General features: G+C 64.4%; 21 protein-coding genes. 8 read left to right on the top strand and 13 right to left on the bottom strand.

Going from position 1 to position 24,248, the window contains the following annotated elements:
• The first annotated feature begins 1 nt into the window (after position 1).
• Entirely contained in the window at positions 2-775 is a 774-nt protein-coding gene (locus L0F51_RS11975) for a 2-keto-4-pentenoate hydratase (RefSeq protein WP_128292403.1), read from the top strand.
• 153 nt (positions 776-928) lie between these two features.
• On the opposite strand, the gene L0F51_RS11970 is transcribed toward L0F51_RS11975, so the two are convergent.
• The 6 genes from L0F51_RS11970 to nadA form a co-directional block, all read right to left on the bottom strand.
• Complete coding sequence (locus tag L0F51_RS11970; protein WP_234629469.1) at positions 929-2,137, bottom strand: cell wall hydrolase; 1,209 nt, start codon at positions 2,135-2,137, stop codon at positions 929-931.
• A gap of 254 nt (positions 2,138-2,391) precedes the next feature.
• Positions 2,392-5,061, bottom strand: coding sequence for a pyruvate, phosphate dikinase (gene ppdK, locus L0F51_RS11965; protein WP_234629468.1), 2,670 nt, complete (start codon positions 5,059-5,061; stop codon positions 2,392-2,394).
• Between the two features lie 166 nt (positions 5,062-5,227).
• The gene (nadC, locus tag L0F51_RS11960) at positions 5,228-6,082 is read right to left on the bottom strand and encodes a carboxylating nicotinate-nucleotide diphosphorylase (protein ID WP_234629467.1); all 855 of its coding nucleotides are present in this window, start codon (positions 6,080-6,082) and stop codon (positions 5,228-5,230) included.
• Positions 6,066-7,694, bottom strand: a complete 1,629-nt coding sequence (locus L0F51_RS11955; protein ID WP_234629466.1) for an L-aspartate oxidase — start codon at positions 7,692-7,694, stop codon at positions 6,066-6,068. Before L0F51_RS11955 ends, nadC begins: the two co-directional genes overlap by 17 nt.
• Position 7,695: 1 nt before the next feature.
• Positions 7,696-8,160, bottom strand: coding sequence for a GNAT family N-acetyltransferase (locus L0F51_RS11950; RefSeq protein ID WP_234629465.1), 465 nt, complete (start codon positions 8,158-8,160; stop codon positions 7,696-7,698).
• Positions 8,161-8,182: 22 nt separating this feature from the next.
• Positions 8,183-9,271, bottom strand: coding sequence for a quinolinate synthase NadA (gene nadA / locus L0F51_RS11945; protein ID WP_234629464.1), 1,089 nt, complete (start codon positions 9,269-9,271; stop codon positions 8,183-8,185).
• A 295-nt stretch (positions 9,272-9,566) separates the two neighbouring features.
• Between nadA and L0F51_RS11940 the strand changes: the two genes are divergently transcribed.
• Both L0F51_RS11940 and L0F51_RS11935 read left to right on the top strand, forming a co-directional pair.
• Positions 9,567-11,177, top strand: a complete 1,611-nt coding sequence (locus L0F51_RS11940) for a phage minor head protein (protein WP_234629463.1) — start codon at positions 9,567-9,569, stop codon at positions 11,175-11,177.
• 85 nt (positions 11,178-11,262) lie between these two features.
• Positions 11,263-11,727 carry a contact-dependent growth inhibition system immunity protein gene (locus L0F51_RS11935; RefSeq protein ID WP_234629462.1) on the top strand — a complete coding sequence of 155 codons (465 nt, stop codon included), beginning with the start codon at positions 11,263-11,265 and terminating at the stop codon, positions 11,725-11,727.
• Positions 11,728-11,869: 142 nt separating this feature from the next.
• Here the strand turns inward: L0F51_RS11935 and glyS are convergent, their stop codons facing one another.
• The 6 genes from glyS to L0F51_RS11905 all read right to left on the bottom strand — a co-directional run bounded on the left by glyS (position 11,870) and on the right by L0F51_RS11905 (position 19,529).
• Positions 11,870-13,987 carry a glycine--tRNA ligase subunit beta gene (glyS, locus tag L0F51_RS11930; protein WP_234629461.1) on the bottom strand — a complete coding sequence of 706 codons (2,118 nt, stop codon included), beginning with the start codon at positions 13,985-13,987 and terminating at the stop codon, positions 11,870-11,872.
• Between the two features lie 9 nt (positions 13,988-13,996).
• A complete protein-coding gene (locus tag L0F51_RS11925) occupies positions 13,997-14,476 on the bottom strand; it encodes a hypothetical protein (RefSeq protein ID WP_234629460.1) in 480 nt (159 codons plus the stop codon).
• A gap of 1 nt (position 14,477) precedes the next feature.
• Positions 14,478-15,416 carry a glycine--tRNA ligase subunit alpha gene (locus L0F51_RS11920; RefSeq protein ID WP_092809197.1) on the bottom strand — a complete coding sequence of 313 codons (939 nt, stop codon included), beginning with the start codon at positions 15,414-15,416 and terminating at the stop codon, positions 14,478-14,480.
• 123 nt (positions 15,417-15,539) lie between these two features.
• Positions 15,540-16,412, bottom strand: a complete 873-nt coding sequence (locus L0F51_RS11915; protein WP_234629459.1) for a 4-(cytidine 5'-diphospho)-2-C-methyl-D-erythritol kinase — start codon at positions 16,410-16,412, stop codon at positions 15,540-15,542.
• Between the two features lie 155 nt (positions 16,413-16,567).
• On the bottom strand, positions 16,568-18,388 hold the full coding sequence (locus L0F51_RS11910) for a tetratricopeptide repeat protein (RefSeq protein ID WP_234629458.1): 1,821 nt from the start codon (positions 18,386-18,388) through the stop codon (positions 16,568-16,570).
• Positions 18,389-18,512: 124 nt separating this feature from the next.
• Positions 18,513-19,529 (bottom strand): polyprenyl synthetase family protein, encoded by a 1,017-nt coding sequence (locus L0F51_RS11905; RefSeq protein WP_234629457.1) that lies wholly within the window; start codon positions 19,527-19,529, stop codon positions 18,513-18,515.
• A 157-nt stretch (positions 19,530-19,686) separates the two neighbouring features.
• Here L0F51_RS11905 and L0F51_RS11900 point away from each other — a divergent pair, with 157 nt between their 5' ends.
• The 5 genes from L0F51_RS11900 to L0F51_RS11880 all read left to right on the top strand — a co-directional run bounded on the left by L0F51_RS11900 (position 19,687) and on the right by L0F51_RS11880 (position 22,422).
• Complete coding sequence (locus tag L0F51_RS11900) at positions 19,687-19,923, top strand: DUF2007 domain-containing protein (RefSeq protein ID WP_128292416.1); 237 nt, start codon at positions 19,687-19,689, stop codon at positions 19,921-19,923.
• Positions 19,924-19,926: 3 nt separating this feature from the next.
• A complete protein-coding gene (locus L0F51_RS11895; RefSeq protein WP_234629456.1) occupies positions 19,927-20,697 on the top strand; it encodes a tRNA1(Val) (adenine(37)-N6)-methyltransferase in 771 nt (256 codons plus the stop codon).
• 91 nt (positions 20,698-20,788) lie between these two features.
• Entirely contained in the window at positions 20,789-21,631 is an 843-nt protein-coding gene (locus L0F51_RS11890) for a S49 family peptidase (RefSeq protein WP_234629455.1), read from the top strand.
• A gap of 4 nt (positions 21,632-21,635) precedes the next feature.
• Complete coding sequence (locus L0F51_RS11885; RefSeq protein ID WP_092809203.1) at positions 21,636-21,824, top strand: hypothetical protein; 189 nt, start codon at positions 21,636-21,638, stop codon at positions 21,822-21,824.
• A gap of 7 nt (positions 21,825-21,831) precedes the next feature.
• The gene (locus L0F51_RS11880; protein WP_234629454.1) at positions 21,832-22,422 is read left to right on the top strand and encodes a Uma2 family endonuclease; all 591 of its coding nucleotides are present in this window, start codon (positions 21,832-21,834) and stop codon (positions 22,420-22,422) included.
• Positions 22,423-22,578: 156 nt separating this feature from the next.
• On the opposite strand, the gene L0F51_RS11875 is transcribed toward L0F51_RS11880, so the two are convergent.
• A complete protein-coding gene (locus L0F51_RS11875) occupies positions 22,579-24,243 on the bottom strand; it encodes an electron transfer flavoprotein-ubiquinone oxidoreductase (RefSeq protein ID WP_234629453.1) in 1,665 nt (554 codons plus the stop codon).
• Positions 24,244-24,248 lie beyond the last annotated feature (5 nt).

The following is a 24,248-nucleotide window of genomic DNA, read 5'->3' as shown; positions in this document are numbered from 1 at the left end:
GATGAACAAAGAGGATATCGCCAAGTCGCTGGCTGCGGCGCGGGTGTCGGGAGAATATGCAGCCGTTGATATCACGGCCATCGATCAGGCCGAGGCTGCTGAAGATATCCTGGCTGCCGCCGGTGTGTTCTATGGCGGGCGCCGGATCGGCTACAAGGTCGGGTCAACGAGCGAGGCGGCGCAGAAGGCGACCGGTGCGCCAGGCCCGTGGTTTGCGCCCATGGTCGAGAGCGATCTCAGCCGCGACGGCACCACCCTCGTTTGGAAGAAGCACTACCGAGGCGTCGAATGCGAGTTCGCCTTCCGCATTGGCGAGACCTATCCGGTGTTTGATACCAAGCCCAATCCGGCGAGCCTGCGCCAGGCGGTTGCGGCCTGTCATCTCGCGCTGGAAGTCGCGGGCCGCCGCACGGAAGGTGAGGGCCTGACGCGCTATCCGGCGGTTCTTGCGGATTTCGGTGCCCATTGTGCCTTCGTGTTGGGTCCGCAGGTGAAGGACTGGGAAAACCACGATCTTGCCGAGGTGGCTGTCTCGGGGCTCCGCGATGGCGTCGTTACGAACAAGGGCTCGGGGGCAGCCGTCATGGGTGGGCCGCTCAATTCGCTTCTCTGGCTGACCGAACGGCTCGCCGAGCGGGGTCTGCAGCTTCAGGAAGGCGATTGGGTGCTGACCGGAACGACCATGGGCATTGTGGTGCCGGAACCCGGCTCCACGGTGACCGGCGATTTCGGTGAACTCGGCAAAGTGAGCGTCAATTTCGCCCGCGAGAGCTGAGCGGAAGAGCGCACACGCAAAGAGACCTTTTAGAATCGGGGCTGGCTCTGTCGTCTGTCGGCAGGGCTACCCAAACGGCTCTCAGAAATCTGGCTCTTAAAAAAAATCGGTGGGGGCGGAACGAAGCCGGCGGCACGACGTTGATAGGTTGGATCAGCTCCAGCCGCCGCCATAGGTTCGATAGAAGATGTGGCGGCCGATCCTGTCGGTGCGCTTCATGCTGCTCGCCCAGCGGGGGCGGACATAGGTGGCATGGTAGTGGGTGGAATCGCCCACTTCCTCGAGCCATGCTTTTCCCTCGGTCACATCGAGCGCGACCTGCTTGGCGCGCTCATAGGCCGAGGGCGATCGGATTCGGTCGCGAATCCCGTCGCAGGCAAATGAGAATTGGCAGCGATTGCGCCAGTTCTTGTTCTGATAGACGACGCCACAGATCGTGTTCGGATAGGCCGGGTTCTTCACCCGATTGAGAATCACCTGAGCGACGGCGATCTGGCCGAGCTTGCTCTCGCCGCGGGCCTCGAAATAGACGCCGCGCGACAGGCAGGCCTGTTCCTTTTCGCTTTTGACACTTTCCGGCAGCGTGTTGAGCATCCAGGCATGCTCCGGCTTGGTGCGGTGGCGACCACGCATCCAGTCCCAGAGCGACGGTGTTTCTTCCGGCTTCACGCGCGGCGTGCCGAGATCGCCAAGCTGACCCGTCGCGGGGGCCGAGCCGATGACGGCGTCGAACGGTGCATCGAGGCCGTCTCCGGTGGGAGCATAAGCCACGAGCGCGGCGTCGGCGGGAATGCTGTCCCTGCGCGCGAGCAAGATGCCGTTGTCCTGCGTGGTCGTCTCGTGCTTCTGCATGAAGTGGGAGTAGGCGACCATCAGCCCCGCCATATCCTCATCGGACGCATTGGCGAACGCGACCTTCGGCAGATCCTGGCCGTCGCGCGAAGAGAAGATGTCGTCCATGTTCCAAAGCTGGCCGGCGGCCGGCAGCTTGTCGGATTTGCGCGCGACCGGCGAGCGCGTCATCAAGAGATCGCCCTTGCGGTCGCGATTGACGGTTTCGGTGGTGAGCGGCCCTTCCGGGCTCGGAACGGCGACTTCCGCACCCTTGCCGAGCGCCGGCACCGGGATGGTGCGGGCATCGCCCAGGCCGGATCCGGGTGTGAGCGATGCGTTCTGAATGTTGCCGACGGACATCGCCTCAAGACGGGTCTGCCAGCGCTGGTCGGGCAGATCGCCCGAAATCATGGCCGCAGCATCCTGATAGGCAATTGGCGACGTCGCGGCGACCAGGGCGCCCAGACCGAGCAGTCCCGCTGTCGATGCGGAACGCCAAGTCCTTCCTACGCCGCGCCATACTGCCATGAAGAAACCTCTTTGTCGGGCACAAGCGTTTTCGCCGCGCGAATCGCTCGCGTTCCGCTCCCGTCCTCACGAACGAGAAAAACAAATCGCGGTTTACAACCGGTTAATCGGGTCGCTCCACTTGGCAGCCGACCCGTCTGCCCGACGATCCCCCCTTTGCCCCAGAGGTCCATCCGACGAGGCTGCCGTATCGCGTCGGAATGGGGCAAGAAGTTGACAATTCCTTGCCCCAGCCTTGCATGCGGAAAGAAGATTCAGCTTGTTGCTTTTTTGCCAAGGGCCGCCTGGGCGGCGGCGAGCCGTGCAACCGGGACGCGATAAGGAGAGCACGACACGTAGTCGAGACCCGCTTCTTCGCAGAAACGGATTGAGGCGGGATCGCCGCCATGCTCGCCACAAATGCCGAGTTTGAGATCCGGCTTCGTCACGCGCCCTTCCTTGACGGCGAGCGCAATCAGCGCCCCCACGCCCTCGGTGTCGAGGGTGATGAACGGATCCTTCTCGATCAGCCCGATCTCCTGATAATGGCCGAGGAAGGAGGCCGCATCGTCACGCGAAATGCCGTAGGTCGTCTGCGTCAGATCGTTGGTGCCGAAGGAGAAGAACTGCGCGCTCTGGGCGATCTCCCGCGCCCGGATGGCGGCGCGCGGCAGCTCGATCATGGTGCCCACCGTATAGGTGATCTTGATCTCGCTGGCGGCGTTCACCTCTTCGGCCGTGCGGTCGATGACCTCCTTCACCTTGTCGAGTTCCGGCAGCATGCCGACGAGCGGCACCATGATCTCCGGGATCACAGGTTCGCCGGTCTGATGGGCGGCATCGCGAGCCGCCTCCAGAATGGCGCGGGTCTGCATTTCCGTGATCTCCGGATGCAGGAGCAGGAGCCGGCAGCCGCGGCTGCCGAGCATCGGATTGGCTTCCGTCAATTCGATGATGCGCTCGCGCAGGCGGGACGGTTCCGTGCCGATCGCCGCTGCAACCTCTTCGATCTCTTTTTCGCCTTTGGGCAGGAATTCGTGCAGGGGCGGATCGAGGAGGCGGATGGTCACCGGCAGGCCGCGCATCGTCTTGAAGAGCTCGAAGAAATCGTGGCGCTGCAGCGGCAGAAGCTTGGCAAGCGCGGCGCGCCGCGCCTCCCGGTCTTCCGCGACGATCATCTCGCGCATGGCGATGATGCGGTCGTCCTGGAAGAAGGTATGCTCGGTGCGGCACAGGCCGATGCCTTCCGCCCCGAAATCGCGCGCCGCACGCGCATCTTCCGGTGTTTCGGCATTTGCCCGCACGCCGAGGCGGCGGGCCTGATCGGCCCATTTCATCAAGGTGGCGAAGTCGCCGGAGACTTCCGGCTGCAGCATCGCGACGGCACCCTCCATCACCTCTCCGGTGGAGCCGTCGATGGTGATGACGTCGCCTTCCTTATAGACCTTGCCGAGCACCATCATGGTGCCGGCCTTGTGGTCGATCTTGAGCGAGCCGGCGCCGCAGACGCAGGGTTTGCCCATGCCGCGGGCGACGACGGCCGCATGGCTCGTCATGCCGCCGCGCGAGGTCAGGATGCCGCGCGAGGACACCATGCCCTGAATGTCTTCCGGGCTCGTTTCCATGCGCACCAGGATGACCTGATGGCCTTCTTTGGTGAGGAGGTCGGCCTTGTCCGGCGTGAACACGATCTCGCCGCTGGCAGCCCCCGGCGAGGCGGGCAGGCCGCGCGCGATGACGTTGCGTTCAGCCTTGGGATCGAGCGTGGGATGCAAGAGCTGGTCGAGCGATGTCGGCTCGATGCGCATCACCGCCTCTTCCTGGGTGATCAGACCTTCCTCGGCCATGCCGGTGGCGATCTTGAGGGCCGCATGGGTGGTGCGCTTGCCGTTGCGGGTCTGCAGCATCCACAACGTCCCGCGTTCGATCGTGAACTCCATGTCCTGCATATCGCGGTAATGGCGTTCCAAGCGGTCCGCATGCGCGCAGAATTCCTTGAAGGATTCCGGCATCAGCGTTTCGAGCGACGGGGCATCGCTGCCGGCCTGAACACGGGCCTTTTCCGTCAGATACTGGGGGGTGCGGATGCCGGCGACGACATCTTCGCCCTGCGCATTGACGAGGAACTCGCCATAGAGCGCCTTCTCACCCGTCGACGGATCGCGCGTGAACGCCACGCCTGTCGCCGAGGTGTCGCCCATATTGCCGAACACCATCGCCTGGACGTTGACGGCGGTGCCCCAGCTCTCCGGGATGTCGTGCAGTTTGCGATAGGTGATGGCGCGGTTGTTCATCCAGGAGGAGAAAACGGCGCTGATCGCACCCCACAACTGATCCTGCGGATCCTGCGGGAAGGGGCCTTCGTTGACCTCGATGACGAGAGCCTTGAAGCGCTCGATCACCACCTGCCAGTCTTCCGCGGAAAGCTGCGTGTCGGTTTCGAAGCCGCGGGCCTCGCGCTCCTGCTCGAGGATCGCCTCGAAATCGTGATGTTCGACGCCGAGGACGACGTCCGAGTACATCTGAATGAAGCGGCGATAGGAATCGTAGGCGAAACGCGGATCGGCACTTTCGGCGAGCGCCTGAACGCTCTCGTCGTTGAGGCCGAGATTGAGGACCGTGTCCATCATGCCCGGCATGGAGCTGCGCGCCCCCGAGCGCACCGACAGAAGCAGTGGCATCGGTGCGCCGCCGAGGGTCTTGCCCTGCAGCTTCTCAAGCTTCGCCAGCGCTTCGGCGACCTGTTCGTGCAGGCCTTCCGGCATCTGCCGGCCATTGGCGTAGAACCAGTTGCAGGCTTCGGTGGAGATGGTGAAGCCCGGCGGCACCGGCAGGCCGAGATTGGCCATCTCTGCAAGATTGGCGCCTTTGCCACCGAGAAGATTGCGCATGTCGCGCGAGCCCTCGGCGCTTCCGCCGCCGAAGGAATATACCCACTTCGTCATCGTGCCTCCGGAAACCTGGTCGATTTACACGTTGTCCCACACCGGCTGTAAAACGTTCAGCCGGTCCGCACAACGCAGGCTTCGGGGCATCTGTTGCGCGAAGAACGCTTCATTCCCTTAGGGAAGCAGACCGCCAAAAAACGATTTCGTCAGGCCAACAAGTGCTTTAGAGCGCAATATCGAGGCCGAGATCCAGTATCGGAGCCGAATGCGTTATAAAACCGGTGGAGATATAGTCGACGCCGGTTTCCGCGATCGCCCCGACCGTGGCGAGCGTGATGCCGCCGGAGGCTTCCAAGGTGGCGCGACCGCGCGTCATCGCCACTGCTTCGCGCAGTGTCGGCGGACCCATATTGTCGAGGAGGATGACGTCGGGCCCTTCTTCCAGGGCCTCTTCAAGCTGTTTGAGCGTGTCCACCTCGACCTCGATCCGGACCAGATGTCCGGCGAATTCCTGAGCGCTGCGAATGGCTTCTCTGACCCCTCCGGCAACTGCGATGTGGTTGTCCTTGATGAGGATTGCGTCGTCGAGACCATAGCGGTGGTTTGAGCCGCCGCCGCAGCGAACCGCGTATTTCTGGAAAGACCGCAGGCCCGGATGGGTTTTGCGGGTGCAGGTGATCCGCGCCTTGGTGTGGGCGATGGCGGCTGCAAATTCGGCGGTCGCGGTCGCAACGCCAGAGAGGTGGCAGAGGAAATTGAGCGCCGTGCGCTCGGAAGAGAGGAGCGCGCGGGCATCGACCGAGATCTCTGCGATGATGGCACCGGCTTCGAGCCGGTCGCCATCGGTCGCGCGCGGCTGAAACTCTGCGTCCGGGTCCATCAGAAGGACGGCCTTGCGGGCAAGCGCGAGGCCGGCGAGCGTGCCGGCGGCGCGCGCCCCGATCGTGGCCGTCGCCCGGCGGCCGGCGGGGATCGTTGCCTGCGACGTAATGTCACCCGCGCGCCCGAGATCTTCTTCAAGCGCCGCACGCACGGCTTTCTCGACGATCAGGTCTGGCAGCTCAGGCGAGGTCGGCATGACGGGGTGTCTCCTGGAAAGCGGCGATGGCGCCCTTGGCGATCGCATCGGCCTTGGCGAGCGTGAGAAAGCGCCGATGCGCCTCTTCGGGTTGCGGATGCGGAAAGTCGGAGCGGAAATGCGCGCCGCGGCTTTCTTCGCGGCGAAGGGCGGCCACGGCGATGAGCTTGGCGGCGGTCAATGAGTTGAGGAGACTCGGCTGCCGGGCCGTCGCCCGGATTGCGTCCATTTCGGCGAGTGCCGCTTCAAGTCCCTCGCGGCTGCGCACCACGCCGACCGCGGCATCCATGAGCCGGCGCAAGCGTTCAAGCAGCGCGTCTTCGTTCGGAAGCCCGGCGGCCGTATCGGCCGTCGATTCATCCGACCAGCGCACCATGCGGTGATTGGGCAAAAGCCCCTGCACGTCTTCGGCGATGCGGGCGGCAAAGACGACGGCTTCCAAAAGCGAGTTGGAGGCAAGCCGGTTGGCCCCGTGCGCGCCGGTGGAGGACACCTCGCCACAGGCCCACAAACCATCGAGGGAGCTGCGGCCGAGCCCGTCCACATGGATGCCGCCCATATGGTAGTGGGCGGCCGGCGCGATCGGGATCGGCGTCACGCGCGGATCGATCCCCGCCTCCATGCAGGCGGCAAAGACGGTCGGGAAGCGTTCGGGAAATTCCGCTCCCACGGCCTCGCGGCAATCGAGGAAGGCGCCCCGGCTGGAATGGCGCGCCTGATGCACCCCGCGGGCCACGATATCGCGCGGCGCGAGCTCGCCCGCCTCATGGATGTCGAACATGAAGCGGTGACCGTTGCGGTCGACGATGGCCGCACCTTCGCCCCGGAGCGCCTCCGTGGCGAGCGGGGCCGGATCGCGACCGACATCGACCGCGGTCGGGTGGAACTGCACGAATTCCGCATCCGCCACGAGCGCGCCTGCGCGCGCAGCCATGCCGAGGCCTTCGCCGCGCGCCTCCTGGGGGTTGGTGGTGACGGAGTAGAGATGGCCGATGCCGCCGGAGGCGAGCACGATCGCTCGCGTCGGCAACAGCATGCGCGCCGAAAGCCCTCCGCGCCGGTCGCGGGCAATCAGTCCGGTGACGTAGGAGCCCTCGGCCTTCAGGCTTTCGGCGACGAAACCTTCCAGGACGCGGATCGAGGAGGTCTCGCGCACCGCTCTGATGAGCGCCTGCATGATGGCGGCGCCGGCGCTGTCGCCGCCGACCCTGACCACCCGGCGATGCGAATGCGCCGCCTCGCGGGAGAGCGTGAGTTTGCCCTCGAGGTCGCGATCGAAGGGCACACCATAAGACAGAAGGTCGTGGATGCGGGCGGCGGCCTCTTCCGCCATGCCGCGGGCGATGGCGCCTTCGACGAGGCCGGCGCCGGCCGCGATCGTGTCCGCCACGTGGTTTTCGACCGTGTCGCCCGGGTCCATGGCGGCTGCGATGCCGCCCTGCGCCCAGCCGGAGGACGAGCCTTCACCGATCGGCGCGGCCGTGATGATGGTGACGGGCCGCGGCGCGAGTTTCAGGGCGCAGAAAAGACCGGCGAGGCCGCCGCCGACGATGACGACGTCGTCGATGCCGGCCCAGGATTGCGGCGGGAAGGGGTGTGGGGAAAGGCTCACCTCAGGAAAGCCGCTTCGACATCGGCTGTGCCTTGGCGAAGTCGATCGCCTTTCCGTGTTCGCCCTCATCCGTCCAGCCGGCCGAGCGATAGAAACGGTGCGCCGTCGCCGTACTCGTCAGCCGCGCCTCAACGATACCTTGTTTGCGCATTTCCCCCTCCATATGGGCAAGCATGGCTTTGCTCGCGCCGGAAAAGCGTGCCGCGGGTCTCACGTAGTTGAGAAGGATCTCGGCACCTCTGAAGGCGCCGACGCAGACGATCTCGCCATCCTCCTCGGCCACGAGGAAGGTCGAGGCGGGATCTTTGATCCATCCCGCCACGATGCCGGGCGCCTTGTTGGCCGTCCATCGCTTGATATTGGCGGGGATGCCGCCGTGATCGGCTTCGCAGAGGCCGGTGATGGATGCGATCAAGACGTCGCTCACTGCCTCTGCATCGCCGGGCTTTGCCCTTCTGATGCGCATGCCGAAGCCCTCACGGCAGAACTCAGCTCTTCAGATTGACCATGCGCTCCACCGAGCGGCGAGCCTTTGCCGCCATCATCGGGTCGAGGACGACCTCCTCGCTCATATAGACGAGGGTATCGAGGATCTTCGGCAGCTGGATGCGCTTCATATGCGGGCAGAGATTGCACGGGCGCACGAATTCCACCCCGGGCGCCTCGCTCGCGACATTGTCGGCCATGGAGCATTCGGTCACCATCAGCACCTTGCCGGGGTTTTCCTTCTGCACCCAGCCGATCATCTTGGCCGTCGAGCCGGTGAAATCGGCTTCGGCCAGAACGTCGGGCGGACATTCCGGATGCGCGATGATGCGGATCGACGGATCGGCCTCGCGGTAGGCGCGCAGCTCGTCGCCGGTGAAGCGCTCATGCACCTCGCAGGCGCCGTTCCAGGTGACGATCTTCACATCCGTCTGTGAGGCGACCCAGGCGGCGAGATACTGGTCGGGCAGCATGATCACCTCCTTGGCGCCGAGGCTTTCCACCACTTCCAGCGCATTCGAGGAGGTGCAGCAGATGTCGACCTCTGCCTTCACGTCGGCGGTCGTGTTGACGTAGGCGACGACCGGCACGCCCGGATGGGCCTCGCGCAGGAGCCGCACATCTTCGCCGGTGATGGAGGCGGCGAGCGAGCAGCCGGCATGGCTGTCGGGAATGAGCACCGTCTTTTCCGGGCAGAGGATCTTCGAGGTTTCCGCCATGAAGTGCACGCCGCACTGGACGATGATCTCCGCCTGGGATTTCGCCGCCTCCTGCGCGAGCTGCAGGGAATCGCCGACGATGTCCGCAACGCCGTGATAGATCTCCGGCGTCTGGTAATTGTGGGCGAGGATGATGGCGCCACGCTCCGCCTTCAGGCGGTTGATGTGGTAGACGTAAGGCGCATGCACCGGCCATTCGATCGCCGGGATGACATGGCGAACCTTTTCGTAAATCGGCGCCGTCGCTTCGGCGATCTCCGGCGTGTAGGCGAGATCGGGGTAAGGCTTCACGCCGTAGCGATCCGCCGCCGTGTCGAGCGAAACATTCCCGCCCGTGCCGATTGCGGCCGCTGCGCTGGAACCCTGAACCATACTCGCCCCTCCCGTTTATATGTTTATGCTCAGTTTGAGCATAAGATGCGCCAAACAAAAACCGGCAGTGCCGGATGCGACTCAGATAGGGGCGAAATCAACGCCGTGCAAGGCGGTTGACGCAACGTCGTCATGCACAAAGTGCGCGGCTCGGCGGCCGCCACCGCACGAAAGGCGCGAGAAACCGCCGTTTTCTGCCCATTGCGACGCGGCCATTTCCAAGGCCGCCATTCTTATCCCCGCCTCTCAAACCTCCCGCACACTTCGCGCCGTCGATGAAGTGCGGTGAGGGATTATGCTTCAGGTTGAGCGGGCGCTGCCTGAATTCAAGGCGAACCACTACGCAGCCCGTCTGCAGCTCCGGGCACTCGAGACTGCGCACTCCGTCCGTCGGGAGAATCTCACCAAGAGCTTTGCCGAACCGGCTGCCGCACGGCAGCGCTTTGCGGCGCGCCTCAATGCCGAGATTCACCGCAACGCCGCCATGCTGCGGGCCGCCTTCGTGCGTGCCTACGCCGAGACGCGGCCCGGCGCCCGTCGCACGCCAGGCCGCATCGACCTGCCGGATGTCAGCTGGCTCAAGGACGAGACGCTCGCCGAATGGGATCGCCGTCAGAAGGCCGCCGAGCGCCGGCTGGGCAGCGAGCCAGAGCGGCGTCAGGCCGTTCTTGCGCGCGTCGAAGACACGTTGTTTCGCCGCTTTGCCGGCCGCCTCAACGAGGTGCAGCAGCATGGCCTGGGCATCGATCGCTATGTCTGGCGCTCGCGCGACGATGCCCGCGTCCGGCCCGCACATGCCGAGAACGACGACAAGGTCTTCTTCTGGGAGGAGCCGCCGGAGGAGGGTCATCCGGGCGAGGCCTACAATTGCCGCTGCTGGGCCGAACCGGTCATCGAGCCGATTGCCGATGATGCCGCGCCGCCCGACACCGGCCTGCGCTACCGCCTCAGCCTTGCCGCCGCTGCGGTCGCCGGAGTCGTCGAAGCCGTCCGCGATGCCGTCCTCGACAGCGTTCGCTCGGTCGGCGAAGCCGTCGAAGAGGTGCCGGCGGCGCGCCGGTTGGTCTTTCTGCTACGCCGTGAGGCACGGGGCGAGCTTTCCGATGCTGAGCGTGCCGAGCTCGAAGGCGTGCGCGACGCCGCCCGTGCCAGGGCAGAGACCTTCTTTCGTGACGCTCCGGAGCTCGCAAAGGCGCTCGGCGCCTATCTGCTTGCCCTGCAGAAACGCCCGGGTCTTCTCGAGGACGCCTACCGCCAGGGTCTCGCCACCCGCGAGGAGGTCGAGGCGACCTATCGCGAGCGCGCCTATGTCGACACGCTCGTCCTTCTCAACGTGCCGCCGCCGTTCCTCGCGCTGCGTGCCGGCAAGCTCCTGGGCCTGCGCAATCTGGCTGGCGATGCGAAGGTGTTGGCTGAGGCAATCACGCGGGAAGCCGCTCGCCTTCGCCGCCTCCTTGGCCATGTCGGTCACAACATCGTCGACAATCCGGGCATCGTCTGGGGCCGCGGCATCAAGGAGCAGGGAATTCCCTGGGAGGACGCGCTGGAAGCGACCGGCCAGTTCGGCCAGCGTTTGCCGCAAAACTTCAAGACGATCGATTTTTACGATCCAGTGAAGCGGACAGCGACAAGCGCAAAAACGCTTTATACGCGGGCAGCTGGCTACGTCGAAGATCCTGAGAAGATATACCGCGCACTGCAGCGTTATGTCGATCGTCTGGAATCATTCGATGGCGATCGAAAGAAGGGACTAAGTGTGAAATCTTCAGAAATCGAAGTAAAAAGGATCGAGCTGGCTGTGCCGATGAATACGTCAAGACAGCAAATTGTTCAGATCAGGCGCGCTGTGAGATATGCTGAGCAACATGGCGTGCAACTCAGGGTGACTTTTATCAATGAGCCATGAACGAGCCGTCGCGCAGCTTCGAGCCCGCTTCTCCCGCGATAGGGAGCCTGAGCCTCCGCCACCGAAGCCTCGTAAGCAGGCAACCGTGGAAGCATATCGGGCTTTTACGAGAATCTACTCCCATGCGGTCTATGGCGCAGCCTACCCTGACCCGGCCGGCTACGACCAGATTCATACGGCACGAATGCCCGATAGCGATCTTGGTTACGAAGCGCGGTCTGCCCTGCGTGCAAGTCGTTTCGTTGCGCCAGAGCACCCCGACTGGGACAGTGTAATCCGCATCCCCACAGACGATGAGCTCAGAGAAGAAGAAGAGCGCGACAAAAAACGCGCCGGAGTCCGGAGCCTTCGTGCCCTTTATGCGGGCGCCGGGTCGGTTAGCTTGCGGCTGCGAGACGGCGAGATCACGATCGACGCTGAACGATATCGTGGACACGGCCATTGGGAACCCGTCCCCGGCATCAAGCCGACCATCCTCCCCGAAAGTGTCTCCGACGAGGAACTCGGCGCCGCGATCAATGCGGCGCTGGAGGTGAGCCGGAATGCGTAAGGGGGCCGGGGGGCGGCCTGAGCGGCCGCTCGCAGTGGTGTTGAAGCTTTCCTGCGGCGGGCGAGGGCGCTTCTGGTGATGTACCGAGCGGTTCGCGGCGGCGCTGCGGCCGCCGCCATGTCTTTCGTTCTGCCTGGTGCCCTCAGCCGCCGATCTTGGAAAAATCGGCGACGCCGTGCATCGCCTCGCGGATGCGGTTGAGGAGCTTCAGCCGGTTTTCGCGCAGCTGTGCATCATCCGCATTGACCGTCACATGGTCGAAGAAGGCGTCGACGGCCGGGCGGAGCTCGGCGAGCGAACCCATCGCGCCTGAAAAATCCTCATGCTTCAGATGCTTTTCGACATGCGCCTCGACGCTCTCGATGACGGCGAGAAGCTCGCGCTCGGCCGCTTCGCCCTTCTCGTGAATGAGGGCGTGGTCGGGCTCGCCCGTGTAGCTCTTGCCGTCCTTCTTCTCCTCCGCGCGCAGAATGTTGGCGGCGCGGCGGTAGGAGGTGAGGAGGTTCTGGCCGTCGTCGGAGGCGAGAAGCCCGGCAAGCGCCTCCACGCGGCGCACGATCATGAGAAGATCGTCCTGGCCGGGCAGCGCGAAGACGGCATCGATCAGATCGTGGCGGGCGCCCTGATCGCGCAGATGCACTTTGAGGCGGTCGGCGAAGAAGGCGAGGAGATCGGCAGATGTCGTCTCGTCCAGGCGCTTGGAGAAGAGCGGCAGAAGCGGCAGCCTGAGCCCATTTTCAAGCACGATGCGGATGACGCCGAGGGCGGCACGACGGAGCGCGAACGGATCTTTCGAGCCGGTCGGCTTTTCGTCGATCGCCCAGAAGCCGGTCAGCGTGTCGAGCTTGTCGGCGAGTGCCACCGCCATGGCGACAGGTTCTGTGGGAACGGCATCGCCTGGGCCCTGCGGCTTGTAATGGTCGCGGATCGCATCGGCGACATTGGCAGCCTCGCCCTGCGCTTTGGCGTAATAGCGGCCCATGACGCCCTGAAGCTCCGGGAATTCGCCGACCATGCCGGTCGGCAGATCCGCCTTGGCGAGCTTAGCAGCGCGTTCGGCTTCCTCGGCCTTGGCGTCGACCACCGGGGCGAGCCTGCCGGCAAGCGCCGCGATCCGGGCGACGCGCTCCGCCTGCGTGCCAAGCTTGTCGTGGAAGGTGACGGCCTCGAGTTTTGCCCCCCATTCGCCGAGCGGCGTGGCGAGATCCTGCTCGTAGAAGAAGCGGGCGTCGGACAGGCGGGCAGCGATGACGCGCTCGTTGCCGGCGATGATCTCCTTGCCGCCGTCGCGCGCCTCGATGTTGGACACGAGCAGGAAGCGGTTGGTGAGCGCGCCGTCCGCTCCGCGCAGCACGAAACACTTTTGGTTCTGGCGGATGGTGAGGCGGATGACCTCTCCGGGGATCTCCAGAAAGGCCTCGTCGAAGCGACCCATCAAAACGACGGGCCATTCGACAAGCCCCGCCGTCTCGTCGATGAGCCCGGCATCCTCCACCACCTCGAAGCCCTGCGCGAAGGCGAGGTTCTTGGCTTCCGTGGCGATGATGTTGCGGCGCCGTTCCGGGTCGAGGACGACTTTGGCGGCCTCAAGCTTCGGCACGTAATCGTCGAAGCGACGCACGCGGATGGCATCCGGCGCCATGAAGCGGTGGCCGTAGGTGACGTTGCCGGATTCGATGTCGCCGACCTTGAAGGGGACGATTTCGGGATCTTCCGTCTCCGGGCCGAACATGCACAGGATCGAGCGCAGGGGCCTCACCCAGCGCAGCGAGCCGGTGCCGAGCGCGTCGGCCGCGGCAAAAGCGGAATCCTTCGGCGCGGAGGCCGCTCCCCAGCGCATCGATTTCGGCCAGGGGAAGTTGCGGATCACCTGCGGCAGGAGCTCCGCCACGATCTCTTCGGCGGCCCGGCCGGGCTTTTCGATGACGGCGACATAGAAATCGCCCTTCTTGGGATCGCTTTCGATCTTCGCGTCGTCGATCGAGGCGAGACCGGCAGAGCGCAGGAAGCCTTCGAGAGCCTTTTCCGGTGCGCCGACGCGCGGACCTTTGCGCTCTTCCTTCACGTCGGCGGAGCGTGCCGTCACCCCGTGAACGGTGAGCGCCAGGCGGCGCGGCGTGGCGAAACCCTTGGCGCCCTCATAGGTGAGGCCGGCCTCGACGAGACCGTCGGTCACGAGGCGTTTCAGATCTTCGGCGGCGCGCGCCTGCATGCGCGCGGGAATTTCTTCAGAAAAGAGTTCGATGAGAAGGTCGGGCATGGGATCGGATCAATGGTCATCGCCCGCCGCCGGGGTCGCCGGGGCGGGCTCAGCGGCGTCGTGCGGCCGCGAGGAGAAACTGAAGTCGACGGCTTCGAGATATTGCGGCAGATCCGTGTCGGTCGCCTGGAAGACGACACGCATGATCATGTTGTAGCCGCTGACATATTCCTTCATCCGCTCCAGCATGCGCTGCATGGCGAAATCGTCGAGCGGCACGACGAGACGGCTCATCTTGTCGCGCAGCCGCAGCTCCAGACGCTGGTTCGCGTCGCGCTTGACGATGGCGAGACGGGCCGATCGCTTGACGAGCGGTTCGTCGCCGATGCGGTAGGCGATCTCGCCCAGCGCGTAAGCCGCTTCGCTCTCCATGCGGCCGGAGCGGTTGAAGCGAAAGGTCGCCGTCCAGCTGTCGCAGGAGAAGATCATCGGCACGCGCGTCGGCGAGGTCACTCCCGCCTCTTGCGGCTCGGTCTCGGTTTCAGGCATCTCAGGCGCCTCCGGCCTCGGTCATCAGCCAGGCCTCGCCGCAGGCGATGGCGAGGGAGCGGACCCTCAGGATGTAGTTCTGCCGCTCCGTCGGCGAGATCACGCCGCGGGCATCGAGAAGATTGAAGACGTGGCTCGCCTTGATGCACTGGTCATAGGCGGGAAGCACCATCCGGTGCGGACCGCCGTTGCGCGCCGCCTCGTCCCGCCCGGCCGCGAGCAGCGCTTCGCATTCGCCCTCGGCGTCCTGGAAATGGCGCAGAAGCTTGCCGGTGTCGGCATGCTCGAAATTGTGCCGCGAATATTCCTGCTCCGCCTGCAGAAAGACGTCGCCGTAGGAGACCCGCTCCGCGCCTTCGCGGCCGTTGAAGTTGAGGTCGTAGACGTTGTCGACGCCCTGCACATACATGGCGAGACGCTCAAGCCCGTAGGTGAGCTCACCGGAGACGGGGGCGCAATCGACACCGCAGACCTGCTGAAAATAGGTGAACTGCGAGACTTCCATGCCGTCGCACCAGCATTCCCAGCCGAGCCCCCAGGCCCCGAGCGTCGGGCTTTCCCAATCGTCTTCCACAAAACGGATGTCGTGCACGGAGGCGTCGATGCCGATCGCTTCGAGCGAGCCGAGGTAAAGCGCCTGCAGATCGGGCGGCGACGGCTTCAGGATCACCTGGTACTGGTAATAATGCTGCAGCCGGTTCGGGTTTTTGCCGTAGCGTCCGTCAGTCGGGCGACGCGAGGGCTGCACATAGGCAGCCTTCCACGGCCGCGGACCGAGCGATCGCAGGGTCGTGGCCGGGTGGAAGGTGCCTGCCCCCACCTCCATGTCGTATGGCTGCAGAATGACACAGCCTTTGTCGGCCCAGTAACGCTGCAACGTCAGGATCAAGCCCTGAAAGGAGCGCGTCGGGCTCATATGCGCGGGAACCGCTTCGTTCATCACCGGTAGCTCTTGGAAATAGTGGCCGTTGCCTGCCACGCGGAGGGCGAGGGGTCAAGCTAACCAAACGCCTGGGTGCGCTCGGGCCCATCCTTTCGGCGAGGGAGGGTATCGCTGCTGCTCTCAGCGAGCGAGGGTTGCGCGGACCCACCATTGCGGATGCGCGCGGGCAAGTGTCTCGGCCGCCGTGCCGGCCGCATCGAGCGTCTCGTAAATCGCAAAGCAGGCCGAACCGGAGCCCGACATGCGGGCAAGGTGGCAAGGCGTCTTCGACAGGGCCTCTAGGACCTCTCCGATCGCCGGCTCGAGCGCAATCGCCGGGGCTTCGAGGTCGTTTGTCGTGGTCTTCAGGAAATCTGCGACCGCGCGCGCATCGCCCAGGTTGGCCGGCACCTCTGGGAGAGTGCGTCCGGGCGGCTGCCCGAGGGTCTGAAACACCTTGCCGGTCGAAACCACCCGCGCTGGCCAGACGAGCACGAGTGGCAGAGCCGGCAGGGAAGGCAGAAGCGTAATTTCTTCGCCGATTCCGCGCGCCCGCAGAGCTCTGCCGAAAAGCCCCATCGGGACATCGGCACCAAGCGTCGCCCCGAGCGCGACGAGTTCGTCCATCGACATTCCGACACCCCAAAGCTCCGCGAGAGCCAGAAGCGTGGTCGAGGCATCGGAGGATCCGCCCCCGAGCCCGGCGCCCGCGGGGATCTCTTTGGTGACGGCAATCTGCGCGCCCGTCCTGGCGCCTGACGCCTGCTTCAGCGCTTCGGCGGCGCGCAAGATGAGATTGTCCGCTCCATCCGGGACGATCTCCGCAAACCTGCCGCTTACCTCGAGCGCGAAGTCTTCGGCCGGGGCAAAGCTCAACGCGTCGCCGAGATCGGCAAAGACGGCGAGCGTATCGAGGAGATGATAGCCGTCGTCCCGCTTTCCGGTCACATGGAGAGCGAGATTGATCTTGGCAGGTGCCGTGCGCACGAGGGCGGGAGGGAGGTTTTCGTTCAAAGCTTCTCAGATGTAGCAGCCGGTTGGGGACCGCTCCAGCGCCGGTCGTGAGGCAGAAGAGCGCGATCTTTCATCGACCGAGCGGGCAGAGGAGACGGCTCGTCCGCCTTTCGGCCAATGGCCGGCAAGAAAGCCCTCCGGTCCAGACGAAACTCTCAGCGCGCTCCCGACGCCTGATCGGCAGGACCGCTGAAGGAGATCGGCTTGGCTGCTTTTGTCCGGCTCGAATCCTGTTCCGCTTCGGGTGTCGGCGTGATGCGCGGGGCGCTTTCCACCAGGCGCTCGGCAGCGATCTTGCGGTTGATCACCTCAAGCTCGGGGAGTTTGGCGCCAAGGTCGCGCGCATGGCGCCACTGAAACTGCGCTTCGAGCTTGCGACCGACTTTCCAGTAGGCGTCGCCCAGATGGTCGTTGATCACGGGATCCGCGGTCTCCAGGGAAACGGCGCGTTCCAACTCTTCGACGGCGTCTTCGTAGCGTCCGAGCCGGTAATAGGCCCAGCCGAGACTATCGACGATAAAACCGTCATTGGGCCGGAGATCGACGGCTTTCTGGATCATGCCGAGGGCTTCGTCGAGATGTACGCCCTGATCGACCCAGGAATAGCCGAGGTAATTGAGAACAAGCGGCTGGTCCGGAAACAGTTCGAGGGCTTCCTTGAAGTCCGCTTCCGCCTTCGCCCATTGCTTCGCCCGCTCATAGGCGACGCCCCGGAAATAAAACAGGGTCCAGTTGCCCCGAGCCGGCTCGTCCAGATGCTCGATCGCGCGGCTGTAGATGTCGGCGGCTTCTTCGTACTTTTCTTTCGCGCGCTGCATGTTGCCGTAGGCGATGTAGGCTGCGAGATCGTCGGGGTTTTTCCGGATCGCTTCCTCAAACGCCTTCTTCGCTTCGTCGATCCGATCCTGCTGCGCGAGAACGACGGCGGCTCGCAGAATGCCGACCGGGCGGAAAGGCGATTGCGCCGGGATCTGCTCCAGCACTTGGATTGCCTGATCGCCGAGACCGTTGCTGTCCAGGATATCGCCAAGAGACAGGGCTGCGAGACCGCCGCCGCTGTCGGGATCGATGTAGAGGGCGAGACGCAGATAGACGGCTGAAAGTTCAAAGCCGCCCTCCTGGCCGAGAGCGGTCCCAAGGCCGGAGAAAGCTTCAGCCGCACCCTCGACGGGCGTGTTCACCGCCTGCGTGACCGGCTTGCCGGATTCGATGTCGGCCATCGTGTCGATGGCGAGCGGGTTGCGCGGGGCGCGGTCGAGATACTCTTGCAGGATCTCTTTGGCTTTGTCCTTGTCGCCGGCGCGCGCCAGTTCGCGTGCATAGGCTTCCACGACGCGCACGGAATTGCCGTCCTGCTCGTAGGCCTTCGCGAAACGGGCAAGGGAATCTTCGGTGTTGCCGGCGACGTCGGCCATCAGGCCGGCATGGATGAGCTTGAACGGCTCGTACCAGCTTTCGCCTTCCAGACTGTCGACGAGGGCGATCGCCTCATCCGTTTTGCCTTGGCCCGTCAATGCCCAGGCTTTCAGGAGTGTCGCCGTCAGTGCGGCGAGCGCGCCCTGATCGTTGCCCTGAAGCGTCTTGATCGAGGCTGCGAACTTTTTCTGCTTGAGAAGATCCGCGGTGACGATGAAGCTCGCGATCTGACTGTCGGGCGCTTTCTTGACGAGGATTTTCGCCATAGGCAGCGCCGTTTTCAGATCGCCCTCAGCCGTGGTCAGGACGACGGCGCGCTCCAGCCAGGCCGCGTTGTTCGGATCCGCTTCATAGGCCTGCTGGTAGAACTCCGCGCCATGCGTGACGTCCTTGGTTTCGTCAGCCACCCGCGCGGCGAGAAATATCCCGGCAAGGCTCGTGAGCTCGACCGGATCGTCGTCGCTCTTGGCCGCTGCCATGGCGGGAGCCGCGAAGGCCGCGGCCAGCAGACAGGCCGCAACGAAAGGCCGCAAAGCTGGCACGGTCCGGAAAGATGTCATGCGGGATCTCCAGTTGGGGTCCACGGTCAAACAATTGGCTATCGCCGGCCCCATTAAATAGGCACCGGCAGGCTTGCCGGTACCCTGCCTTGCCCCCGCACTCGCAGAATTCCCAGTCCAGGACTCAATGAACGCGCGCCACGCAAAATTCAACTGCTTCCAGGAGAGCCGCCTTTTCCGGGCTCTCCGGGGCCGGGGCGAGAGCGTCGCGGGCCATCGCGCCGTAATGTTTCGCGCGATCGACCGTGTCGGCGAGCGCCGAGGTCTCGGCGAGACGCGACATGGCGCCTGCTAGAGCCTCGTCGTCGGTCTGGCCTTCCACGAGGGTGCGGCGCCAGAATTCGCGATCCTCCGGCGAGCCACGGCGATAGGCGAGCACGACCGGGAGAGTGAGCTTGCCCTCGCGGAAATCGTCACCGACATTTTTGCCGAGCGCCGGTGTGGCACCGCCGTAATCGAGCGCGTCGTCGATGAGCTGGAAGGCGATGCCGAGATTGGCGCCGAACGAACGGAAGGCCGCGCGGGTGGCGCGGTCGGCACCGGCGACGATCGGGCCGACTTCGGCCGCGGCCTGGAAGAGGGCCGCCGTCTTGCCGCGGATCACCTCGAGATACTCGTCTTCCGTCGTTTCCGTGTTCTTGGCCGTGCCGAGCTGCATCACTTCGCCTTCGGCGATCGTGGCCGAGGCTTCCGAGAGCACGCGCAACGCATCGAGCGAGCCGACATCGACCATCATCTTGAAGGCCTGGCCGAGCAGAAAGTCGCCGACGAGAACGGTCTCTTTGTTGCCCCACAGAAGACGTGCCGTGCGCTTGCCGCGGCGGGTGTCGCTTTCGTCGACGACGTCGTCGTGGAAAAGCGTCGCCGTGTGCATGAATTCGACGGCGGCGGCGAGGCGGACATGGCCGTCGCCCTCATAACCGAGCGCCCGCGCGCAGGCGACGGTCAGCATCGGCCGCATGCGCTTGCCGCCCGAATCGACCAGATAGCGCGCCACCTCCGGTATCAGCGTGACTTGCGATCCGGTCCGCTCTAGGATCAGGCGATTGACCGCATCCATGCCGTCTTGCGTGCATTCCACAAGCGGTTCAAGCGAAGCCGTGCCTGCTTTCCGCTCTCCGAGCGAGAGGATAACGCCCAATTGACAACTCCTTGCTGTTTCAAAGGGTAGAACGGATAAGCCGCCGCGCAAAGGGACAGATTGCACGCGCCCTACAAGGCTGACGGAATCCAGGCAACTGCCCCCTTTTACACATGCCCCCTGATGACCCGCCCCTATATGACCGGAGCGTGACTGGATGGAAGAGCTTATCCGCACCAACGACCTCGCGCTGATCTCTTTTGTGGAGGCGCTTTTGCGAGATGCCGACATACGTTACTCCGTCGTCGACGCCAATATGAGCATCATGGAAGGCTCGCTCGGCATATTGCCGCGACGCGTTCTGGTCGATGCCTCGCGTCGCGACGAAGCGAAGGCGATCCTGCGCGATGCCGGGCTCGACAAGGAGTTTTCCCTGGGCCTCGGCAGCGATTGAGCGATGAGCGCAGACGAGAGGACGGTCGAGACGCACGGCTTTCTGGGGGCGCGGATCGCGCTCGTGAAACCGGCGAGCGGCCACCGGCCGGGATTGGACGCAGCCTTGTTGCAGGCGGCGGTTTCGCCGCAGCGAAAAGGCGTCTGCGTCGAGTTCGGCTGTGGCACCGGCGCCGTGGCGCTCTCGGTTGCAGCCCGCGCTGCGGAGCTTGAGGTCGTCGGCGTCGATAGCGACGAGGTCGCGGCCCACCAGGCCGAGGAGGCGCGTCGGCTTCCGCCAAATCGCGCCTTCGCCGAGCGCGTGAGGTTTGTGGCGGCCGATGTGACGGAGCCGCAACTGGGTGAGCGACTTCGTCCGGCCCGTGTCGATCTCGTCCTCATGAACCCGCCGTTTTATGCTGCTTGCGAAGTGAGCGCCTCGCCCGACCAGCGCCGCCGGGTGGCGCATCAGGCAGAGGTGGATCCTCTGCCGCGCTGGATTGCCGCGGCTTCGTCTCTGCTCGTCCGGAAGGGCGATATCGCCATCGTCCATCGGGCCGACCGGCTGGCCGCCATCTTGAAGGAACTCGCGGCTCATCGCTTCGGCAGCATGAAAATCCTGCCGTTCCATGCCCATGCAGGCGAGGCGGCGGGGCGTGTGCTGGTTTCGGCCCGTCTCGAGGGGAAGGCACCGCTGGTGCTCGGCGCCGGCATCGTCCTCCATGAAGCCGATGGGGCGTGGACGCAGGCGGCTGGTGCGATCCTGCGCGGGGAGGCGGATTTCGGTCTTCTGTGAAGCGCCGAAGCGTCACGGCATCTGGCAAATTCTCGCGGCATGACCATCTTGCCGAGACGATCTTTGATGAATTTGAGAGTTTGGAAGACAGATGGTGAATTGGTTGCACAGTCTCCTGCCGGGCGTGTTCAAGGCTGAGCCCGTGGTTCCGGTCATCAGAATGTCGGGCACGATCGGCCGGGGCAGCCGCTTCCGGCCCGGGCTCACGCTCGCCTCGGTGGCGGGGCCGTTGAAAAAGGCCTTCGACAACAAGAAGGCCGAGGCCGTTGCGATCATCATCGATTCGCCAGGCGGCTCGCCGGTACAGTCGCACATGATCTACAAGCGCATCCGCGCCCTCGCCGAGGAAAAGCAGAAGCGGGTGTTCATCTTCGTGGAGGATGTGTGCGCCTCCGGCGGCTATATGATCGCCTGTGCCGGCGACGAGATCATCGTCGACCCGGCCTCGATCGTCGGCTCGATCGGTGTGGTTTCGGCCGGGTTCGGCTTCGTCGATGCGATTCACAAGCTCGGCATCGAGCGCCGCGTCTATACGTCGGGGGAATCGAAGGTGATCCTCGATCCGTTCCAGCCGGAAAAGCCGGAAGACGTGCGCCGCCTCAAAGTCATTCAGGAAGAGGTGCACGAGCTCTTCATCGATCTCGTCAAGAAGCGGCGCGGCAGCGTGCTCGCCGACGATCCCGAGATTTTTTCGGGGCTTTTCTGGTCCGGCAAGACGGCCGTCTCGCTGGGGCTTGCGGATCGTCTCGGCGATATGCGTCACGTGCTGCGCGAGAAGTACGGAGACAAGGTGCGCCTGAAACTCATCGGCGCGGAGAAGAGTTTCTTCGGCATGCGCCCCGGCCGCGTCGGCGCAGGTCTGGCCGCGGCGGCGGGCGAGGGCTTCCTCGATACGCTCGAAGAGCGTAGTCTCAGGCAGCGTTTCGGAGGTTAGAACGATGCCCCAGTTCATCGCTCTCGGATTGATCGCCGCCGGCGGCTATTACGCGTTCAAAGTCCTGAAACGGGAGATGGCGCGCGTCGATCGTGAGGTGCGCGCCGCCGAGAAGGTGCGGGCCGACGACCGTGGCGAACTTCTCGTGCGCGACCCGGAGACCGGCCATTATCGCCCGCGCGAGGAGCGGTGAGGGGGTCATGAACGCGCCGGCAAAGGCGGGAAGAGCGGTGGGCTCGGGCCTATGGACTGCCGATCAGTTTCTGGAATTCTACATGACGCGGCCGGACGAAGAGCGCTGGCAGCTCGTGGATGGCCTCGCCATGATGATGGTCCCCCCTGATGTCGAGCATCATAAGATCGGCAAACGCCTGACGCGGCTTCTGGACGATGCCCTGGCCACGAGTCATCCCGAGTGGGAAGCCTTCGAGGAAATGGGAGTGCGGATTGCCGGCGTTGCCGATTTCAATCCTGAGCCCGATGTCGTGGTCGTGCCCACAGCCGAAATTTCGGGACGTTATGCGACCATCTTCTTCCTGGCTGCGGAAGTGATTTCCCCGTCCAACACTGCAGAGATGATCGCCCGTAAGATCGAGCTCTATCAGCGCCATCCCGACAATCTCTATTGCCTCACCGTCGCGCAGGACGAGGTGAGGGTGCGGCTCTGGTCGCGTGAGACGGAATGGGAGATGACGGAGTTCACCTCCCTGGACGACAGGCTCTGTCTGCCGGCTTTCGGCTTCGATGCGACACTCGCCGAGATCTACCGCGGGACGAAGCTGGCAGGCTGAGGCTCATAGGACGTGAGGGTCGGGTCTGAGGCTCTTTGGGGCTTGGGATGACCTTCGGATGCCTCGCCGCTTTTGCCTCAGCGTCTGGAGGCTCGCGAAGCCCGCAGGTGGGAGACAACCTGCGGGCCCGGTTTCGTCACCTCGCGGGATGCGCGCTCACATGCCGACGTAAATCGGCCCCTCGCCGCCCTGCGGCGGAACCCAGGTGATGTTGCGGTTCGGATCTTTGATGTCGCAGGTTTTGCAGTGGACGCAGTTCTGCGCATTGATGACGAAGCGCGGTTCAGCCCCGTCTTCCTGCACCCATTCGTAGACGCCGGCCGGGCAGTAGCGGGCCGAAGGGCCGGCGAAGACGGCCCATTCGCTTTCCTTCTGCATCATCGGATCGGACAGCCGCAGATGCACCGGCTGGTCCTCTTCATGATTGGTGTTCGACAAAAACACCGAAGAGGGCTTGTCGAAGGTGATGACGCCGTCGGGTTTCGGATAGTCGATCTTCGGGCATTCGGAGGCAGGCTTCAGACATGCATAATCAGGCTTCTCGTGGCCCATCGTGCCGAAGAAGGAGAAGCCGAAGAGCGAGTTCGTCCACATATCGAGGCCGCCGAGCATCACGCCAAGGCGTGTGCCGAACCGCGACCAGAGCGGCTTCACATTGCGCACCTTTTTGAGGTCGTGGCCGATTTCAGATTCGCGCCAGCTCGCCTCGAAGCTCTCCACCGTGTCGTGGCTGCGCCCTTCACCCAGCGCACCGGCCACATGTTCCGCCGCCAGCATGCCCGACAGCATGGCGTTGTGCGTGCCCTTGATGCGCGGCACGTTGACGAAGCCTGCCGAGCAGCCGATCAGTGCGCCGCCCGGGAAGACGAGCTTCGGCACGGACTGGATGCCGCCCTCGGTGATGGCGCGCGCGCCGTAGCTGATGCGCTGTCCGCCCTCCAGGAGGCTCTTGATCGCCGGATGCGTCTTGAAGCGCTGGAACTCCTGGAAGGGTTCCAGATGCGGGTTCTCGTAGTTCAGATGCACGACGAAGCCGATCGCCACTTGGTTTTCCCCGAAATGGTAGAGGAACGAGCCGCCGCCCGTTTTGTTGTCGAGCGGCCAGCCGAAGGAATGCTGGATGAGGCCCGGTTTGTGCTTGTCCGGTTCGACTTCCCAGAGCTCCTTGAGCCCGATGCCGAATTTCGCCGGCTCGCGACCCTCGTCGAGCGCGAAGCGGGCGATCAGCTCCTTGGCGAGCGAGCCGCGGGCGCCTTCGCCGATCAGCGTGTAGCGGCCGAGAAGCGCCATGCCGGGCTGATAGGCGGGGCCCGGCTTGCCGTCGCGCCCGATGCCCATGTCGCCGGTCGCGACGCCAATGACGGCGCCCTTGTCGTCGGTCAGAATTTCGGCGGCGGCAAATCCCGGATAAATCTCCACCCCGAGGCCTTCTGCGCGCGCCGCGAGCCATTGGGTGAGCCGTCCGAGTGAGCCGATATAGCTGCCATGATTGCTCATGAGCTTCGGCATCAGCATGTTCGGCAGCTTCGTGGCGCCTTTCTCCGTCAGGTAGAGAAAGCGGTCCTCGGTGACATGCGTCGTCAGCGGGCGCTCCGGATCGTCGCGCCAGTCGGGGATGAGTTTGTCGAGGCCGATCGGGTCGATGACCGCGCCGGAAAGAATATGGGCGCCGACCTCGGAGCCCTTTTCCAAGACCACGACGGAGATTTTTTCGTCGAGTTCCTTCAAGCGGATGGCCGCTGCAAGTCCTGCCGGTCCAGCTCCGACGATGACCACGTCGTATTCCATGCTCTCACGTTCGGGCGTCTCGGCGGCTTCCATTCTTT

This window comes from Afifella sp. H1R, from assembly GCF_021462425.1.
In the GTDB taxonomy this organism is placed as follows: Bacteria; Pseudomonadota; Alphaproteobacteria; order Rhizobiales; family Afifellaceae; genus Afifella; species Afifella aestuarii.
Note: the sequence above shows the minus strand (reverse complement) of the source record. Positions and strands in the feature narration are given on the sequence as shown.

Bases quoted from the DNA above. Each gene is read 5' to 3' on its own strand.
- L0F51_RS11975 (WP_128292403.1), top strand. From the start codon at position 2: ATGAACAAAGAGGATATCGCCAAGTCGCTGGCTGCGGCGCGGGTGTCG.
- L0F51_RS11970 (WP_234629469.1), bottom strand. From the start codon at position 2,137: ATGGCAGTATGGCGCGGCGTAGGAAGGACTTGGCGTTCCGCATCGACA.
- ppdK (WP_234629468.1), bottom strand. From the start codon at position 5,061: ATGACGAAGTGGGTATATTCCTTCGGCGGCGGAAGCGCCGAGGGCTCG.
- nadC (WP_234629467.1), bottom strand. From the start codon at position 6,082: ATGCCGACCTCGCCTGAGCTGCCAGACCTGATCGTCGAGAAAGCCGTG.
- L0F51_RS11950 (WP_234629465.1), bottom strand. From the start codon at position 8,160: ATGCGCATCAGAAGGGCAAAGCCCGGCGATGCAGAGGCAGTGAGCGAC.
- nadA (WP_234629464.1), bottom strand. From the start codon at position 9,271: ATGGTTCAGGGTTCCAGCGCAGCGGCCGCAATCGGCACGGGCGGGAAT.
- L0F51_RS11940 (WP_234629463.1), top strand. From the start codon at position 9,567: ATGCTTCAGGTTGAGCGGGCGCTGCCTGAATTCAAGGCGAACCACTAC.
- glyS (WP_234629461.1), bottom strand. From the start codon at position 13,987: ATGCCCGACCTTCTCATCGAACTCTTTTCTGAAGAAATTCCCGCGCGC.
- L0F51_RS11925 (WP_234629460.1), bottom strand. From the start codon at position 14,476: ATGCCTGAAACCGAGACCGAGCCGCAAGAGGCGGGAGTGACCTCGCCG.
- L0F51_RS11920 (WP_092809197.1), bottom strand. From the start codon at position 15,416: ATGAACGAAGCGGTTCCCGCGCATATGAGCCCGACGCGCTCCTTTCAG.
- L0F51_RS11910 (WP_234629458.1), bottom strand. From the start codon at position 18,388: ATGACATCTTTCCGGACCGTGCCAGCTTTGCGGCCTTTCGTTGCGGCC.
- L0F51_RS11900 (WP_128292416.1), top strand. From the start codon at position 19,687: ATGGAAGAGCTTATCCGCACCAACGACCTCGCGCTGATCTCTTTTGTG.
- L0F51_RS11895 (WP_234629456.1), top strand. From the start codon at position 19,927: ATGAGCGCAGACGAGAGGACGGTCGAGACGCACGGCTTTCTGGGGGCG.
- L0F51_RS11890 (WP_234629455.1), top strand. From the start codon at position 20,789: ATGGTGAATTGGTTGCACAGTCTCCTGCCGGGCGTGTTCAAGGCTGAG.
- L0F51_RS11885 (WP_092809203.1), top strand. From the start codon at position 21,636: ATGCCCCAGTTCATCGCTCTCGGATTGATCGCCGCCGGCGGCTATTAC.
- L0F51_RS11880 (WP_234629454.1), top strand. From the start codon at position 21,832: ATGAACGCGCCGGCAAAGGCGGGAAGAGCGGTGGGCTCGGGCCTATGG.
- L0F51_RS11875 (WP_234629453.1), bottom strand. From the start codon at position 24,243: ATGGAAGCCGCCGAGACGCCCGAACGTGAGAGCATGGAATACGACGTG.